Source organism: Pseudomonas sp. S3E17 (assembly GCF_024168685.1).
In the GTDB taxonomy this organism is placed as follows: domain Bacteria; phylum Pseudomonadota; class Gammaproteobacteria; order Pseudomonadales; family Pseudomonadaceae; genus Aquipseudomonas; species Aquipseudomonas marginalis.
The window spans coordinates 5,583,528-5,598,324 of sequence record NZ_JALJWE010000001.1 but is presented as its reverse complement, the minus strand read 5'-3'; the positions used below and the strand labels follow the sequence as shown (position 1 = coordinate 5,598,324).

16 protein-coding genes and 1 tRNA gene are annotated in these 14,797 nt (G+C 59.5%); 7 read left to right on the top strand and 10 right to left on the bottom strand.

Annotation, left to right across the window (positions count from 1 at the left end; translation table 11 throughout):
• Positions 1 to 7: 7 nt before the first annotated feature.
• From sctS to sctW, 9 genes are read right to left on the bottom strand one after another with little or no spacing between them, the layout of a single operon-like run.
• The gene (gene sctS / locus J3D60_RS25215) at positions 8 to 271 is read right to left on the bottom strand and encodes a type III secretion system export apparatus subunit SctS (RefSeq protein ID WP_065938437.1); all 264 of its coding nucleotides are present in this window, start codon (positions 269 to 271) and stop codon (positions 8 to 10) included.
• 7 nt (positions 272 to 278) lie between these two features.
• Complete coding sequence (gene sctR, locus J3D60_RS25210; protein ID WP_065938436.1) at positions 279 to 932, bottom strand: type III secretion system export apparatus subunit SctR; 654 nt, start codon at positions 930 to 932, stop codon at positions 279 to 281.
• The gene (locus J3D60_RS25205) at positions 929 to 1,942 is read right to left on the bottom strand and encodes a FliM/FliN family flagellar motor switch protein (protein ID WP_253493199.1); all 1,014 of its coding nucleotides are present in this window, start codon (positions 1,940 to 1,942) and stop codon (positions 929 to 931) included. Before J3D60_RS25205 ends, sctR begins: the two co-directional genes overlap by 4 nt.
• A complete protein-coding gene (locus tag J3D60_RS25200) occupies positions 1,939 to 2,397 on the bottom strand; it encodes a type III secretion system HrpP C-terminal domain-containing protein (protein WP_065938434.1) in 459 nt (152 codons plus the stop codon). Before J3D60_RS25200 ends, J3D60_RS25205 begins: the two co-directional genes overlap by 4 nt.
• Positions 2,394 to 2,822, bottom strand: coding sequence for a YscO family type III secretion system apparatus protein (locus J3D60_RS25195; protein WP_065938433.1), 429 nt, complete (start codon positions 2,820 to 2,822; stop codon positions 2,394 to 2,396). Before J3D60_RS25195 ends, J3D60_RS25200 begins: the two co-directional genes overlap by 4 nt.
• Positions 2,809 to 4,167 carry a FliI/YscN family ATPase gene (locus tag J3D60_RS25190; RefSeq protein ID WP_253493198.1) on the bottom strand — a complete coding sequence of 453 codons (1,359 nt, stop codon included), beginning with the start codon at positions 4,165 to 4,167 and terminating at the stop codon, positions 2,809 to 2,811. Before J3D60_RS25190 ends, J3D60_RS25195 begins: the two co-directional genes overlap by 14 nt.
• Positions 4,164 to 5,063, bottom strand: a complete 900-nt coding sequence (locus J3D60_RS25185; protein WP_253494034.1) for an FHA domain-containing protein — start codon at positions 5,061 to 5,063, stop codon at positions 4,164 to 4,166. Before J3D60_RS25185 ends, J3D60_RS25190 begins: the two co-directional genes overlap by 4 nt.
• 34 nt (positions 5,064 to 5,097) lie before the next feature.
• Positions 5,098 to 7,191, bottom strand: a complete 2,094-nt coding sequence (gene sctV / locus J3D60_RS25180; protein WP_065938431.1) for a type III secretion system export apparatus subunit SctV — start codon at positions 7,189 to 7,191, stop codon at positions 5,098 to 5,100.
• On the bottom strand, positions 7,188 to 8,252 hold the full coding sequence (sctW, locus tag J3D60_RS25175; RefSeq protein WP_253493197.1) for a type III secretion system gatekeeper subunit SctW: 1,065 nt from the start codon (positions 8,250 to 8,252) through the stop codon (positions 7,188 to 7,190). The genes sctV and sctW overlap by 4 nt, the downstream gene beginning before the upstream one ends.
• 262 nt (positions 8,253 to 8,514) lie before the next feature.
• Here sctW and J3D60_RS25170 point away from each other — a divergent pair, with 262 nt between their 5' ends.
• From J3D60_RS25170 to J3D60_RS25140, 7 genes are all read left to right on the top strand, one after another.
• Positions 8,515 to 9,066 (top strand): RNA polymerase sigma factor, encoded by a 552-nt coding sequence (locus tag J3D60_RS25170; protein ID WP_253493196.1) that lies wholly within the window; start codon positions 8,515 to 8,517, stop codon positions 9,064 to 9,066.
• A gap of 360 nt (positions 9,067 to 9,426) precedes the next feature.
• Positions 9,427 to 9,503, top strand: a tRNA-Met gene (locus J3D60_RS25165).
• Between the two features lie 720 nt (positions 9,504 to 10,223).
• The gene (locus J3D60_RS25160) at positions 10,224 to 10,712 is read left to right on the top strand and encodes a group 1 truncated hemoglobin (protein ID WP_027606923.1); all 489 of its coding nucleotides are present in this window, start codon (positions 10,224 to 10,226) and stop codon (positions 10,710 to 10,712) included.
• 91 nt (positions 10,713 to 10,803) lie between these two features.
• The gene (nthA, locus tag J3D60_RS25155) at positions 10,804 to 11,436 is read left to right on the top strand and encodes a nitrile hydratase subunit alpha (protein WP_027606924.1); all 633 of its coding nucleotides are present in this window, start codon (positions 10,804 to 10,806) and stop codon (positions 11,434 to 11,436) included.
• A gap of 20 nt (positions 11,437 to 11,456) precedes the next feature.
• The gene (gene nthB / locus J3D60_RS25150) at positions 11,457 to 12,110 is read left to right on the top strand and encodes a nitrile hydratase subunit beta (protein ID WP_065938429.1); all 654 of its coding nucleotides are present in this window, start codon (positions 11,457 to 11,459) and stop codon (positions 12,108 to 12,110) included.
• Positions 12,107 to 12,547 carry a nitrile hydratase accessory protein gene (locus J3D60_RS25145; protein WP_253493193.1) on the top strand — a complete coding sequence of 147 codons (441 nt, stop codon included), beginning with the start codon at positions 12,107 to 12,109 and terminating at the stop codon, positions 12,545 to 12,547. Before nthB ends, J3D60_RS25145 begins: the two co-directional genes overlap by 4 nt.
• Before the next feature lie 68 nt (positions 12,548 to 12,615).
• The gene (locus tag J3D60_RS25140) at positions 12,616 to 13,293 is read left to right on the top strand and encodes an energy-coupling factor ABC transporter permease (protein ID WP_253493191.1); all 678 of its coding nucleotides are present in this window, start codon (positions 12,616 to 12,618) and stop codon (positions 13,291 to 13,293) included.
• A gap of 298 nt (positions 13,294 to 13,591) precedes the next feature.
• Here the strand turns inward: J3D60_RS25140 and J3D60_RS25135 are convergent, their stop codons facing one another.
• Positions 13,592 to 14,599, bottom strand: coding sequence for a helix-turn-helix domain-containing protein (locus tag J3D60_RS25135; RefSeq protein ID WP_253493189.1), 1,008 nt, complete (start codon positions 14,597 to 14,599; stop codon positions 13,592 to 13,594).
• Positions 14,600 to 14,797 lie beyond the last annotated feature (198 nt).

Below are 14,797 nucleotides of genomic sequence, written 5' to 3'. Positions count from 1 at the left end.
AGAGGCCTCAGTTCAGGGCCGAGCGGCCGATCATCTCGAAGGTGAGGTTGATCAGTTGGATCAACTCCACGCCAATCCAGCGCCCGGTCATGATCAGCGTGATACCCACCGCCACCAGCTTGATGCCAAAGGGCAGCGTCTGGTCCTGTATCTGCATCAGTGCCTGCACCAGGGATGTCAGCACACCCACCACCACCGCCACGATCAACGGTGGCGCCGACAACACCACCACCAGCAACATGCCCTGTTTGAACAGCACGATCGGTTCCATAAGCCACTCAGAGATAGGAGAGGAACAAGCTGTCGAGCAGCCGCGACCAGCCGGACACCAGCACGAACAACAGCAGTTTGAGCGGCAGGGAAATGGTCATCGGCGAGACCATTTGCATGCCCAGCGCCAGCAGCAGATTGGAGACGATCAGGTCGATCACAATGAAGGGAATGTAGATCAGGAAACCGATCTCGAACCCTGCCTGCAACTGCGACAGCACGAAGGCCGGAATCAGCAGGATCAGGTCCTCGCGTTGCACCTCCTGCGCCATCTGTGCGGGCCACAGCCGCGCGGTATTTTCCAGCAGGTGCGTCAGCACATCCGGGTCCACGTTGCGCAGCATGAAGGCACGCAACGGTTTGATGGCTTCATTTCCCGTTTGCAGAAATGTTTGCACATTGCTCATGTCCAGAGGGGAAGCTTTGACGCTCTCCGCAATCTCGTAACCCACCGGAGCCATGATGAACAGCGTGGCCGCCAGCGCGATGCCATTGATGGCCATGCTAGGGGGTACCTGCTGCACACCAATGGCATTGCGGGTGATCATCAGCACAATGACAATCTTTAAAAACGACGTGCAGATGATCAACAACATGGGCATCAACGACAACGCCCCAAGGAATACGGCCAGAATGAGGGGGTCGATCCCCTGAAGCGTCATCGACCGAACATCACGCGGGACAACTGCAACCCCAGGCGCCCGTCGACTTCCACCAACTGTCCCTGGCCGATAGGGCGGTCGCCATAATAGAGGCCCGCCATACCTGGGGCGTAACCGGCAATACCCAGCACCGAGCCGGGTGCGAGATTACGCAGCTCACCCAATGTCAGGTTCAGCGTTCCGCAGCGCACATTCAGCGCCATGCTCAACTCATCGAACGGCTCATGGCCGAATACATCCTCCACGGGCTCCCCTTCCTCGTATTCCGAATAATGGGGCGCTGCAAAATCTTCGTCCATGGACGTGTCCTCGATAGAAGTAAGGGTCAGGCACAAAGCGCCAGTGGCATCGTCAATGCAGCCATGCAGCCGCTGTTTGCCAACCTGTATGTAGCCGCTGCCCTGGGCTTGAAAAAAGGTCTGTTCAAGCACCAGCACATCACCGGTACGCAGGCTGCGAGCCTGTGCAATCGGTAACTGCAAACGCCCAAGGGTCACGGCAATAGCCAATTGGAACCGCGTCGACATCGGCCCGGCAGTGGTGCGCCACGGCCCGGCGTCGCACAACGCCAGGAACGTTTCAGGGGCCAGCCACAGATAGCCCACAACCCGCGACGCCCCCAGGGTTACGCTGAGCCGGCAACCAAACCCCTTGGGCCGGTCGGTCTCCAGCAATCGGATATCCCCCAATAACGCACTCACCTGCGGGCTCAGGTGATGCTGGAACAAAGCCCAGAACCAGGACTCCGGATCGTTGCCGGACGGGGCCAATGTCACCGGGCATTCGCCCAGCAGGCTGAGCAACGGCCCCGCTTCCGCGAGCGCCAGGACACCACACACGGTTTCGAAGCAGAACGCCTTGGCACCTGCTGGTGCCCGTCCAGGTTCCAGCCGCAGCTCGCCGTCCTCGCCGGCGACCTGAAACGCCAGGCGCAAGCCGCGCCCCAGTCGACGGCGTGCGGCAACCGTGTCGCTCTTGATCAAGGGAAAGGTCAAGTGCGGCACTTTCATGCGCAGCCAGTACTAGGCACAAGCAGGTTGACCGGCAACCCCAGCACTGCCGAGAACCGGTCCTCACACTGTTGCCGCACGCCGCTGAGCCAACGCGCCGTGGCGTCATGTTCCGCTTCCAGTTCAATGCTCCAGGCACTCTGTTCACGGCGAACGCTGGCATTGATCCGCCCCAGCCGAGGCAAGTACAACACCGCCTGCAGCGGCCACTGGGAACCAGCCTGTATGCGAGGGGCTAATTGCTCGGTAAGGGCCTCGACCATGGAGGCACCGGCCGACGCCTTGATTCCCGATAAGGAAGCTCCCGATCCAGTGCCTTCATCGTTATCGGCAAACAGTTGAGCGAACAGTCGCCCTTGTTCCCAAGACACTACGCCCGTAGCGCCCGGCTCCCGCTCCTCACGCACCTCACGCGGACGTGGGCGCTCAACGGGTTTATTTGAAACCTGGGTCATGTCGGCTCCTGGGCCAGAAGAAGGGATAACTCCTGAAGCTTCTCCACCTGCCGCAGACACTCGGTGACGTGTTTCTGAGCACTCCCGACGCGGCTTTCCTTTTCGTCTTGCTGGCCTTGTAATTGCGCCAGCTGGCCTTGGTCCCGCCGGGTACTGGCAGATAATGTTCGTTCCTGTGCGCCCCAGGATTTCAAGGCCTTCAGGCTCAGCACCTGCCCCTGATGCTGACTGAGCAATTCAGCACTTTGCCGAGCCTCCTCCTGCCGAGTCTGCTCAAGCGCATCCTTAGCCTGCTGGATATCTACGAGCAGGGCCTGCTGGGCGCGCCTGGCCTCACGCAAGGCGCGCTCGGCGCGGTCAGCCCTGTGCCTGCGCAGGCGCCGCAGCGTCTCGACTTCGCCGAGAAGCACATCAGAATGGGACATGGGCGGTCAGCTCCTTAAGTTGCTCCAGCGTCGTCACCATCGGCGAAGGCTCACGCAAGTCCTGGCGCAGGAACCCGTCGACCGCCTGACGGCTGTCCACCGCCAGATCGGTCAGGGCATCGCTGCCGGGTTGATACTCCCCCAGCTTGAGCATCAGCTCGATCTGTTGGTACGCCGACAACAACCGTCGCAATGCCGTACCCGCCTGGATGTCTTCCGGCTCTGCGACGTTGCTCAAGATCCGTGAAAGGCTCGCCAACACATCCACCGCCGGGTAGTGCCCACGCTCGGCAAGCTTGCGGGACAGCACGATATGCCCATCGAGCAGCGAGCGAACTTCATCGGCCACCGGATCGTTCATGGAGTCCTGCTCAATCAGCACCGTATAGATCGCGGTGATCACACCGTCACGCGTCAACCCGGCACGCTCCACCAGTCGTGGCAGCAGGCTGTATACCGAAGGGGGCAAACCTCCGCGCCCCAGGGGTTCGCCGGCAGCCAGGCCGATCTCACGCTGGGCCCGGGCGAAACGGGTCAAGGAGTCAATCAGCAGCAATACCCGCTGCCCCTTGCGCCGAAAACCTTCGGCCAATGCCGTGGCCGTGAACGCGGCTCGGGCGCGCTCCATGCTGGAGCGATCAGAGGTGGCGCACACCAGGACCGCCTTGGCGCGCAACTGGTCATCGAGCTCATGGTCGAGAAACTCGCGCAGCTCCCGCCCCCGCTCGCCGATCAGCCCGAATACGATGACATCGCACTCGACGTTACGCGCGATCTCGGCCAGCAAGGTGGTCTTGCCACAACCGGCCCCGGCGAACAGGCCTACACGCTGCCCCTCGCCAATCGTCATCAGGCCATCGATCGAACGCACGCCGGTGGCCAGTGCACGGTTAATCCTCGGCCGCTCGGTGGGCAACGGCGCTTCACATAACACCGCACTGGTATCCGGTAAGTCAGCCTCGACAAACGCACTCACGCCCTGCCCCGCAATCGGCCGGCCGAAACCATCCAGCACCTGTCCCAACAGGGCCTCGCTGACCTGGACCCGATGCGATACCCCAAGGCGCTCCACTCCAGCACCTACCCGCACGCCTTCCAAATTACCCAAGGCACTGAGCACCGCATCCTGCTGATCGAAGCCGATGATCTCGGCGAGCATGTAGTCGCCCGGGCTTTTTTCCACCTGGCACAAGTCGCCGATACGCGCCTGGGGTAGCCGGCACTGCAGCAGCATGCCGTTGACGCGCAGGATTCGGCCACGCATCGTCACCGGTGCAAAGTTGCTCAATGACTGGGACTGGCGCTGCTGCCAGGCTTCAAGACGCGCTTGCAAATCCGCACTCACCAGCGCACCTCGTAACGCTGCGCGCCGTCGAAGACCACCTTGCTGTTGTCGATCAGCACCAATCGCAGCCCTTCCACTTCGTCGCCCACAAACAGTCGGCCGCCCTCTTCCAGGACCACGTGACCGTTCGGCCCGCCGACGATCTGCACAATCCTAAATGGCAATGTGCCGTCGCGCGCACGCACACGGCTGATCACCGGTACCGAGCTGTCGAATTGCTCACCAAAACGTCTGAGCATGCGCGCTACCAGCTCCACGTCGTCCTGGGAAACATCTCCGCTGAGCGCCACCTGGCCATTGATCACTTGCAAGGTGACCCGCTGACTCAACTCACGCTCGCTGAGCATCTTCAACAGCTGCTGGCGTACTTCAAAAGGCGAAGCCAGCTCCTGTTTCTGAACCACGGGCGGCATCAGCGAAGCCTGCGCTTCACGCTCCCCTGTGGAGACCGTGCCCACGGCCACGAGGATTGCCGTTACCACCAACACCAGGCTGATCAGGCGCTTTTGCTGCGACTGCGAGATTGACGATAACTTCATCGCTTGCGCAGGCTCATGGGCCGGCGGCGGCGCTACCGTCACAGGGGCTGCGGGTTGGGGCCAAGGCTCCTCGGCCAAGGTGACGCACAGACGCACCCCTCCCACTGAAAACGGCACATTCAGTTCCAGCTTGGCGATCTGCGCCAGTACCTGGCCTTCGGGGTCTCGCAACAGCCCCGCTTCGGCCTGCACCAACCAGTTGGAGTCAATAAGCTGCAGGCGCGCATGCTGCTCGACGACTCCCGGGTCGTTCAACATCAGGTCGGCGTCCGCGTGAGCGCCAATGCTCCACTGCTCCCCAAACAACGGCAACGCAGCGCCCTGGCGCAGCCCGTCAAGCACCCTTAACTCAAACATCAGCGAGACCTCCACGCTGGTCATGGCCCAATACTCATTCCACTGCACCACGCATCAGCTCGTCCTGGCCAAGGTCAATGCGCCCCAGCACTTTGACCTTGGAGGTGCTCCCCAACTCAGCAAACGACAGCACCGGGACATGGTTGAACTCTTCCACCAGCAAGGTACGCAAGGGACTACGCAGGTCCTGCGCCACCAACAGCACACTCTTGCGCTTGGCCCTTAAGGTAAAGGCCTGGTTGAGCAGGGTGATCAACGCGGCGCTGTGGTCGTCGTCAAGCGCGAAAAACACCCCGGTCTGGGTCTGGCGCAATGCCTCACGCAGGATGTTTTCAGACTGCGGTGACAGCAGCCAGGCATGCAGGCCGTCGGCCTCGCTGTATTGATGGAAAATCTGCGCCTTGAGCGCAATACGCGCGTAGTCGGCCAATGCTTCCGGCTCACGCTCATGCTGGCCATACTCGATCAGCGATTCGACAATCAACCGCACGGCGCGCAGCGGCACGCCTTCACCGGCCAGGCGTTGCAATACTGACGAAAACCGCGACAGCGGCATGATTCGTTGCAGTTCCTGCACCAGTTCCGGCTGGTTGTGCTCCAGCCAGCTGAGGATCGACTTGCTCTCCTGGATCCCCAGGAACTGCGGTCCGCTGAGCATCATGGCCTGCTTCATGCGTTCGATGATCAGACTGGTCGCGGTAAAGCGTTCCAATTGCGGGTCATCGAGCAATGGATCATCCGGTGCCAGCCAGACCCAGTCCTGTTCATCACGCTCAGCCAGCCCGGGTATTCCGTGCTCAGGCTCGACCGTCAAGGCGTTACGCTCAACGGCCAGATAGTTGACAACCGAGGCCTTGACCATCGGCACTTCATGCACACAAAAACGCATTTCGTCGGCGGCCAGCGAGTCATCGAGTTCGACTTCGAAGGGCGGCAGGGTCAGACCGATATTGGCAACCAGTGCATTTCGGGCCTGACGAATCCCATGAATAAGCTCCGTCACCTCAGGCGTCCCACGCAAAACCGGAGGGAACAGCAACAGGTAAGGGCGCGACGGATCGAACCCGCGCAAGTCCTCTTTTCCGTTCTCTTCGGGACGCACGGCTTCGGCGACTGCGGCCGCGGGCTCTGCCTGTCGCTGACGCTGGCGCATCAGGTAATACCCCAGGCTGCCGGTTATCAGCGAAATAAGGATAAATACCCCGGTCGGCATACCGGGCACTATCGCAAACGCGAGCATGCCCACCGAAGCGATGACCCAGCTCTTGGGCTCGCTGGTCATTTGCCGGGCAATTTCGGCACCCATGTTACTGATGCCCTTACGCCCCTCCGGCGCCACGCGGGTGATGATCATGCCGGCGGTCAGAGAGATCAGCAGCGCCGGAATCTGTGCAATCAGACCGTCGCCGATAGTCAGCACCGAATACAACGTCATTGATTCAGCAGCGCTCAAGCCGTGCTGGAACATGCCCGTAGAGAAGCCGCCCAACAGGTTGACCACGACGATGATCAACCCCGCGATAGCGTCGCCCTTGACGAACTTCATGGCCCCATCCATCGCGCCGAACAACTGGCTCTCACGGGATAACTGCTCGCGCTTGTCCCGCGCTTGTGTGCCGTCAATCAGACCGGCACGCAAGTCACTGTCGATGGACATCTGCTTGCCCGGCATCGCGTCCAGGCTGAACCGTGCCGCGACCTCGGCAACCCGCTCCGAGCCTTTGGTGATCACCAGGAAGTTAACCAGGGTCAGGATCAGGAAAATCACCATCCCCACTGCCAGGTTGCCCCCCACCACAAAATTACCGAAGGCCTCGACGATGTCACCCGCATCCTGCTCCAGCAGGATCAGACGCGTGGTTGCAATCGACAGGGCCAGTCGAAACATGGTGGTCAACAACAGGATCGACGGAAACGACGAAAACGCCAGGGGGCCCGGCAGGTAGAGCGCAAGCACGATCAACAGGCACGAAATGCAGATATTGAGGGCGATCAAAATGTCCACCAGCCAAGTGGGCAGCGGCACAATAAAGATGAATACGATGGCCATGACCACCACGGCGCCCAACACTTCGGCGCGTTGTGCCACTTTGAGCAATACACGGTTGATGGCCGACAGAGCGGTCACGTCATGGTCCTCGGCTCACCGGCATGTCGTGTAGGCCCGCGCATATGCCGGTCCAGTTCATCCACCACCGTCACAAGCCGAGCCAAGGTATCCCGTCGTACTTGATTGTCAGACCACAAGGCCAAGGGCAACTGCTTGAACAATGGGTAAATCGCCTGGAGGGCTAGCAGTTGCTGGAGGGATGAGATCCCTCCCAGATCATTCGCCAGTCGCAGTGCCTCAGCAGCCTCAATGCCACCGCCGGCGTAAGCCAGCAGACGCTGCAACAAGCCTACCGCGTCATGTTCGATGCCCAAGCGCCCGATCAACTCATTGCACCCAGCCAACACGGAGCTCAACTGCCCGCAGTCTCGCAGGCCCTGCAGCAAAGTGCGCAACAGGGGCGTGGGCATTGACGACACCTTGGCCGCAATGTCATCCGCCAACGCCTTACGCATCACCTGGAGCCCGACGTGGAACTGCTCACCACCGTATACACCCAGCAAAGCCTGCATCATCGTCGACAGGGACTGGCGCGTGACCACATTGGCGTAGTAGAGCATACGCAGTGCCTGGCGCTCCTGCGGGTCGACCCCGGCCGACTGCAATGCCAAGGCAATGTTCAGGCCTGCCTGGATCTCCCCTTTGAAACGGGCTTCAAGCTGGGCAATGGCATCGCGCGCCAACGTAGCGTCGGACTGACGGGCCTCGCTGCCAGCCTTGGCCACCACATGCTTGAGCACCACAAACGCACGCGCCGGGTCCCCGTCCGCAAGCTTCAGCAATTTTTCGACAGTAGGTCTGCCCTGCAATTGCTGCCTGAAGAGTAGCGAAAGGAACGCCAGCGTCTTCTTGGCCGGATGGCCCAACTGATCATAAAGTTGCGCAAGCTGCTCGACGGGGGGCACGCGCAACGTCATCTTCCGGCCGCTCAGCGCTCGGCTGTTGAGCTCCACCTCCTGGCCGAACAGATGTGCAAGCTCATCGATTCCCTTCGCGGGTGCGGGAACTGAGGCATGACTGATAGCCGCCTGATCCAGGGGGCGGATTGGTTGCACATCGTTGTTGGATTCGACTTTCATGGACACGCCAGTACAGGAAGAGTGTTTCCCTGTGTGGCAACGGCTGCCCATGCAGTTCCATCGAAATCCTTTCTCAATACGAATTTGAAAAAACTTGCAAAAGCCTTCAGTGCTCCGTGCAAATCGCTGCACAAAAACGCATCAATTCAAAATATTTATATATATAAATCATAAGGTTACGAATTTTTTCCGCTTGGCACAGGGAGTGCTAAAGGGACCTGTCGACACCCGCTCGACTGCGTCTACCCTAAGGAAAAAAAACATGAATCTCCCCATTGAAGCTTTAGCTCACCTCGTTGGCAGCTCGCCTCAATTCATGCATCACCTGACAGACGACCAGCAGAAAAAACTCAGGCGCTTCATTCACAAGCGCGTACTCAACCCGGAAGATGCGGATGATCTTCTGCAACTGACGTACCTGGAAGCCTGGCGCAACCGCGAGCGTTTCTGCGGCAACGCCTCGCTCAGCACCTGGATGTGCGGCATCGCACAGAACCTGATTCGCAACCACTTCAGGCGCATGTATGCCAAACCCGTGCATTGCGAATTTGATGAGTCGTTGTGGCATGGACAGGAAGAAAACAACAACTTGGATTGGGAATTTGAGATCAACCGCCGCCTGGAGACCACCCTGAGCGCCATTGACCACCTGCCGACGGAAATGCGCAGGACGATGTACGCCTCGCTGGAAACCGACGGCAGCTACCAGGACACCGCCGATGTATTGGACATCCCCATCGGCACCGTTCGCTCACGCCTGTCGCGAGCACGCGAACAGCTCAAGCGCACCACCCAGAACCCGTTCCAATCGTAAAACCGGCTGACTGGCCAAGCGTTGGGCGACAGGGATATCTGCCCAACCGAACAGACCTTTTTCGTACGTGCCAGGAAGATCACCAATCACCCTGACAGCGTCGCACCGATCCCGCCAAAACCGAACATCAGCCCCAAGCCCCTTGAGCGATCAGTCCCGTTGCAAGCAGGATCAACGAGCTGCTTTGCCCAGCAGCCGAGGGATTGCCTGGCGCCAGGGGCGTCTCTTCACAGAAGCAGCGAATCATCAACCACTCGTCGCCCAACTCGCGCGTTTCCGATAAACAATTGAAAGCGTAGATAAAAATTCAAAATAAATGCTTGACGCATTCCCGTTCTACGCGAATAATGCGCGCCACTTGGCTACATAGCTCAGTTGGTTAGAGCATAGCATTCATAATGCTGGGGTCCGGGGTTCAAGTCCCTGTGTAGCCACCAAGTACCGATCCATAGATGTCTACAGCAGTCTATGAATCACCTCAAGAAGCCCGCCTAGTGCGGGCTTTCTTGTGTCTGGCCGTTTATCTCTGTCTATCCCTATCCCCTCCCCCCGCACCATCGCTGCCCACTGGCATGCCGGACATCTATACCTGTCCTTTTTAACCAAACGGTTGTCCATTCGAACCAAGCACACCTCATCTCCCCTAGATAACTTTCACTCCATGCCGTGTCCCTACAAACACAAATGACGAGGTGTCTCATGCGTCTACGAGAACAGCAGCGACTATCCGATTCATCCTGGTTTTTACACAGATGGGACATGGCACCCGAAGAGTTTGCCACTTACCTGCTGCAACTCGGGACCTTGGTGCTGCAACGCCGATGGAATGGGAGCAATCGTAAAACACCAACGTCCACGGAGATCTAGAACAGCGAACCGTCCGGTCAAGACAGAAATAAAGGCCCCCCTGTCACGGACCATATCTACCCTCATGGCCGCAGGACCAGTTCCGATGTCAGCATTCTGCGTCTGCTGCAAGCACGGTTTTTCTAAGCCGTTGTCCGTCCAGACCAAGCGATTGTCCTTGCCAGCAAAGCGTGCGCTCGACAGCAGCTCTAATTTGGATTCGTCGCCAGTTCTCGCGCCCTTTATCAACCGTGCGGAACACGACATTGAGCGAATGAGATCGTCCCCAGCCGAAACGGAGAAACCGCATCATGACCGACCAGCAACCATCCGTGGAACAACAGCCCTCCCTCTATGCGCGTCTTGGGGGCTACGACGTCATTTATCAGTTCGCAGGTGCAGTTTTGAGGAAGACCATGGGACATCCCGCTATCGGCCATATCTGGGCCCACATGTCCGAATCAACATTCCAGAAGGAACACATCAACTTTGTCGATTTCCTTTCTGAACATTGGGGTGGCAGCGCCAAATACCGAGGTAGGGACATGGTCACCGCGCATCGCGGAATGGGTCTTACCGAGGTGCACTGGCAAGCCGTGCTCGATTGTCTTGAGGAATGCTACAACGACTACGATCTGGCACCGGACCTGCGCAAAGAGGTCAATGACTTTCTGATCAAGTTTAAACCCGCCGTGATTGGTAGCCCCTCCTACCGCGACGTAGTACTCGCACACCCCGAAATGGACCCCGCCAAAGGAATGAAAAGCGTTGGGGTAATTTGGCCGAAACGAGGGAAGTAACCTGTGAAAAAGCTGGCGCCGGATACTGGTATTGCTGCACTCGTCGAGTAATGCAGGGAGCGATTTCACCAACTTCAGAGGGGGCAAAGACATGAGTCATACGCACGAACATCATCACGATCACGACCACACTGAGCCACCGGAGGCCATAGCGCTACGCGTCAAAGCGCTCGAGTCCCTGCTGACGGAAAAGGGCCTGGTCGATCCCGTAGCCATGGATGCTTTGGTGGACACCTACCAACACAAGGTCGGCCCGAGAAACGGCGCCCAGGTCATAGCAAAAGCCTGGTTCGACCCTCTGTACAAACACAGGCTGCTGGAAGATGGCACCGCAGCCATCGCCGAGTTGGGCTTTTCTGGGGTTCAGGGTGAAGACATGGTGGTCGTGGAGAACAGCCAGACCGTGCACAACGTGACGGTATGCACACTGTGCTCCTGCTACCCGTGGCCGACCCTGGGCCTGCCACCGGTCTGGTACAAATCCGCACCTTATCGCTCGAGGATAGTCATTGACCCGCGCGGCGTGCTGGCGGAGTTCGGTCTGACGATTCCTGATGACAAGGAAGTTCGCGTCTGGGACAGCAGCGCTGAGCTGCGCTATCTGGTATTGCCGGAACGTCCGGCGGGTACTGATGGCTGGAACGAGGAACAACTAGTCGAACTCGTGACTCGCGACGCCATGATCGGTACCGGACTGCCTAAGAATCCGGATCAAGTAGCCTGAACCTGAAAAGGAGAAAACCCATGAATGGTATACACGACCTGGGCGGCATGCATGGTTTCGGCCCAGTGCTCACGGAAGAGCACGAACCCATCTTCCATCATGATTGGGAGCGCAGGGTTTTTCCGCTCTTCGCCTCGCTCTTCGTCGGCGGGTACTTCAACGTCGACGAATTCCGCCACGCCATCGAACGCATGAAGCCGGCCGAATACCTGCAGTCGAGCTACTACGAGCACTGGCTGCACGCCTTCGAGACCCTGCTGACAGAAAAGGGCATCATCAGCACCGCCGAACTGCTGGGTACGGCCAAACCAACCCCACCGACACAGCCCGTCACGGTGTTAACTCCGGACATCGTCGACGCCGTAGTGCTCGGCGGCGCCTCGTCGCGGGCAAAAGAAGATGTCCCCGGCCAATTCCGAGTCGGTGACCGGGTGCGGACGAAGTGCCTCAACCCAACCAATCACACCCGGCTGCCACGCTACGCGCGCGGTAAGGTCGGCACAATCGTGATCGCGCATGGCGCGTTCGCTACCCCGGACACGATGGCCCATGGTTTGGGCGAACAGCCGCAGCAGGTCTATGCCGTACGCTTCAGTGCCGAAGAATTGTGGGGAGTACGGCGACCGGACAGTGTGTGCATCGACCTATGGGACAACTACCTGGAGGCCGTATGAACACGAGCATGCGCCACGACTACAAGGCCGTCGGCCTCCCTCTCGACGATGAAGGCCCGGTGTTCGACAAGCCTTGGCAGGCTCAGGCTTTTTCCCTGCTGGTGCACTTGCACCAAGCCGGCGTGTTCCCCTGGAAGGACTGGGTGCAGGTATTCAGCGAAGAGATCAAGGCTGCCCCGGCGCAACCCGGAGAAAGCGTCAATGACGCCTATTACCGGCAATGGATCACGGCCATGGAAAGAATGGTCACCACCCTAGGCCTGACCGGGATGGAGGACATCGTCCAACGGGGCGAGGAATGGAGGCAGGCCTATCTGAATACTCCCCATGGACAACCAGTGGTTTTGCTCAATGCAAGCTGTCCACCGGCCCACGGGCACACCGGTGAGCATCTGCCGCATCGCGAGCCCGTGGCGATCAGCCGAGCCTCTAACTGAGGGAGGAGCAGTTTTTTGTTGTCCTTTTTTACCTAGCAAGCCGCAGAGGCGGCCAAGGAGTCATCGTCATGCATATCGAACCTGGCCTCGTGGAAGCCGGAAAACTCTGGTTGAGCTATGTTACCGCCGCAAGCGTCGGCACCTACACCGTCAAACTCGTTGCGGACGCCGTTGGCGAACGAGGTGCCGTCTCGCTGGTAGTTCGCGCCGCCGCCGCCACGGCGCTGGTGTTTGGCTTCTTTGAACTGCTACCGCATCATCCGGTTGGCGTCTCGGAGGTGCATCTCATACTCGGCTCGACGCTGTTCCTGTTGTTCGGTGCAGCACCTGCAGCAGTAGGTCTCGCTTTGGGGCTGTTAATCCAGGGGCTGTTCTTCGCCCCATTCGACCTGCCGCAGTACGGCATGAACGTCACCACCCTTTTGGTACCGCTGTTGGCAGTTGCTGCCCTGGCGCGGCGTATCATCGCGCCAAACACGCCCTATGTTGATCTGGGCTATCGCCAGGCACTGGGCCTGTCGACGGCCTTCCAGTCAGGCATCGTCGCCTGGGTTGCCTTCTGGGCCTTCTACGGGAAGGGCTTCACGGCAGAGAACGCACTGTCAGTCCTGACCTTCGGCAGTGCCTACATGACCGTCGTCATCCTCGAACCGCTGTTGGACCTGGCCGTGCTGGCCGGTGCCAAGGCAACGCATCGCCTGCGTAACAGCAGGCTGGTCGAGCGCCGTCTGTACCAGGCCGCCTGAGTCGACAGACGCCAGTCCAAGCCAGACTGTCCCCGGGCATTCGAAGCCCGCAATGCTCGGGGCATCAAGAGCGAGAACGACCTCAACACCTCGTGAGCAAAACTGGAGGTAGTTGATGCTTTTCAGAAATAGCCCCCACAAGTCAGTCCGGGGAGTACCGCTGGCTCCATATTCATGGCGAAACGCGCCGTGATGAACGGGGACTACCAACAGATGAACGCGGGTCACCCTGCGCCGCATCCCATCCCATCCCGGCACCTCGCACCTTGATCGCCTTTGTAGTTCCTGAACCTTGTCTTCACCTGATCAGAAGATCCTGGACCGATCCAAAACTGTTCGTTCCTGGTTTGGCTTCACCTTCGACGCTGGCTGCAAGTCCGCGCGGGGAGATCCCGAACCGCTGCTTGAACAACCGCGAGAAATGCGAGGCATCGTTAAATCCCCAGCGCAGCGCTACGGCGAGCACGCCAGGATGGCCGGAACTGCAGAGATCGCGCGCGCTGTGCCGCAAGCGCAGCTCCCGGATCAGGCCACTGACGGAAAATGGCTCTTCCTCGAACAGGCCATAGAGTGTCCGGCGCGAGACCTTGAATCGCGCCGCAAGCAGGTCCGGCCCGAGCCCGGGCTCAGATAAATGATCGGCTATATAGGTTTCGACCGCCTGGCGGAAGGCTGTCCGCAGCGGCACCCGGTCCTGCTCCTGTGCCTCCAGCGTGGCGCCCAGCGCGACGGCGATGACACCGTTGAGCGCGGCGCTGAGCCCATGCTGCGCCTGTAGGCCGACGCTGGCGTCCATCTGTTCAAGTGAGCGGGCGAAGCGAGCCGCGACCAGTCCAAGTCCCGCTTGTCCGCTGACGCAGCGCGCTGTCGCCTGGCGCGGTGCCGCGAGCCTGGACACCAGTTGCTCCCTGGGTATACGGAATGACAGCACGCGCCAATCTTCCCTGAAATCGAGAAAGTAGGGACGCGTGGAGTCCACGACGGAGAAGTCACCGGGCAACACCAGTGTCTCCTGCCCATCCTGACGTACCACGCATGACCCTTCCAACTGGAAGTTCGCGAAGCAGAACTCGACCGGGTTGCGGCGGATTTCATCCCAGCGTCGTTGGACGAACTGCGCACGGGAAAACACGCGGGTCTGCGCGCTCATGGAGAGGGGCCGGGAGCTTACCTCGCCCGTGAAGTCCGATCCTGCATGCTCTTGCTTGAGGATGGGATTGAGCGAGACGAAGGCTTCGCAGAGGACCTCACGCCAGTAGCTGAATCTTTCACGCTGCACGCACGCTTCGGTAGTCCAGATTTGCATCCTGCGGTCACCCCTCAGTGGCGCAAAAGACAATCATCGCGAGCGCAAGCCAGCGACTGATTTCTGAGCCAATGTCACGGTATGGCGGGCCGCTCAGACGTGTCATGTGGTCCTCCTGTTGCACAGATCGTCAACTGGTCTTGCACGCAAAGGCAAGTCGTCGGTTGATGGGCTTGCAGGCACCCTGGCACGGCATTT

Excerpts from the sequence above, each read along its gene's own strand:
- J3D60_RS25140 (WP_253493191.1), top strand. The coding sequence starts at position 12,616 with ATGCATATCGAACCTGGCCTCGTGGAAGCCGGAAAACTCTGGTTGAGC.
- sctS (WP_065938437.1), bottom strand. The coding sequence starts at position 271 with ATGGAACCGATCGTGCTGTTCAAACAGGGCATGTTGCTGGTGGTGGTG.
- sctR (WP_065938436.1), bottom strand. The coding sequence starts at position 932 with ATGACGCTTCAGGGGATCGACCCCCTCATTCTGGCCGTATTCCTTGGG.
- J3D60_RS25195 (WP_065938433.1), bottom strand. The coding sequence starts at position 2,822 with ATGTCCCATTCTGATGTGCTTCTCGGCGAAGTCGAGACGCTGCGGCGC.
- J3D60_RS25200 (WP_065938434.1), bottom strand. The coding sequence starts at position 2,397 with ATGACCCAGGTTTCAAATAAACCCGTTGAGCGCCCACGTCCGCGTGAG.
- J3D60_RS25135 (WP_253493189.1), bottom strand. The coding sequence starts at position 14,599 with ATGCAAATCTGGACTACCGAAGCGTGCGTGCAGCGTGAAAGATTCAGC.
- nthB (WP_065938429.1), top strand. The coding sequence starts at position 11,457 with ATGAATGGTATACACGACCTGGGCGGCATGCATGGTTTCGGCCCAGTG.
- sctW (WP_253493197.1), bottom strand. The coding sequence starts at position 8,252 with ATGAAAGTCGAATCCAACAACGATGTGCAACCAATCCGCCCCCTGGAT.
- J3D60_RS25145 (WP_253493193.1), top strand. The coding sequence starts at position 12,107 with ATGAACACGAGCATGCGCCACGACTACAAGGCCGTCGGCCTCCCTCTC.
- J3D60_RS25185 (WP_253494034.1), bottom strand. The coding sequence starts at position 5,063 with ATGTTTGAGTTAAGGGTGCTTGACGGGCTGCGCCAGGGCGCTGCGTTG.
- J3D60_RS25205 (WP_253493199.1), bottom strand. The coding sequence starts at position 1,942 with ATGAAAGTGCCGCACTTGACCTTTCCCTTGATCAAGAGCGACACGGTT.
- J3D60_RS25160 (WP_027606923.1), top strand. The coding sequence starts at position 10,224 with ATGACCGACCAGCAACCATCCGTGGAACAACAGCCCTCCCTCTATGCG.
- J3D60_RS25170 (WP_253493196.1), top strand. The coding sequence starts at position 8,515 with ATGAATCTCCCCATTGAAGCTTTAGCTCACCTCGTTGGCAGCTCGCCT.
- nthA (WP_027606924.1), top strand. The coding sequence starts at position 10,804 with ATGAGTCATACGCACGAACATCATCACGATCACGACCACACTGAGCCA.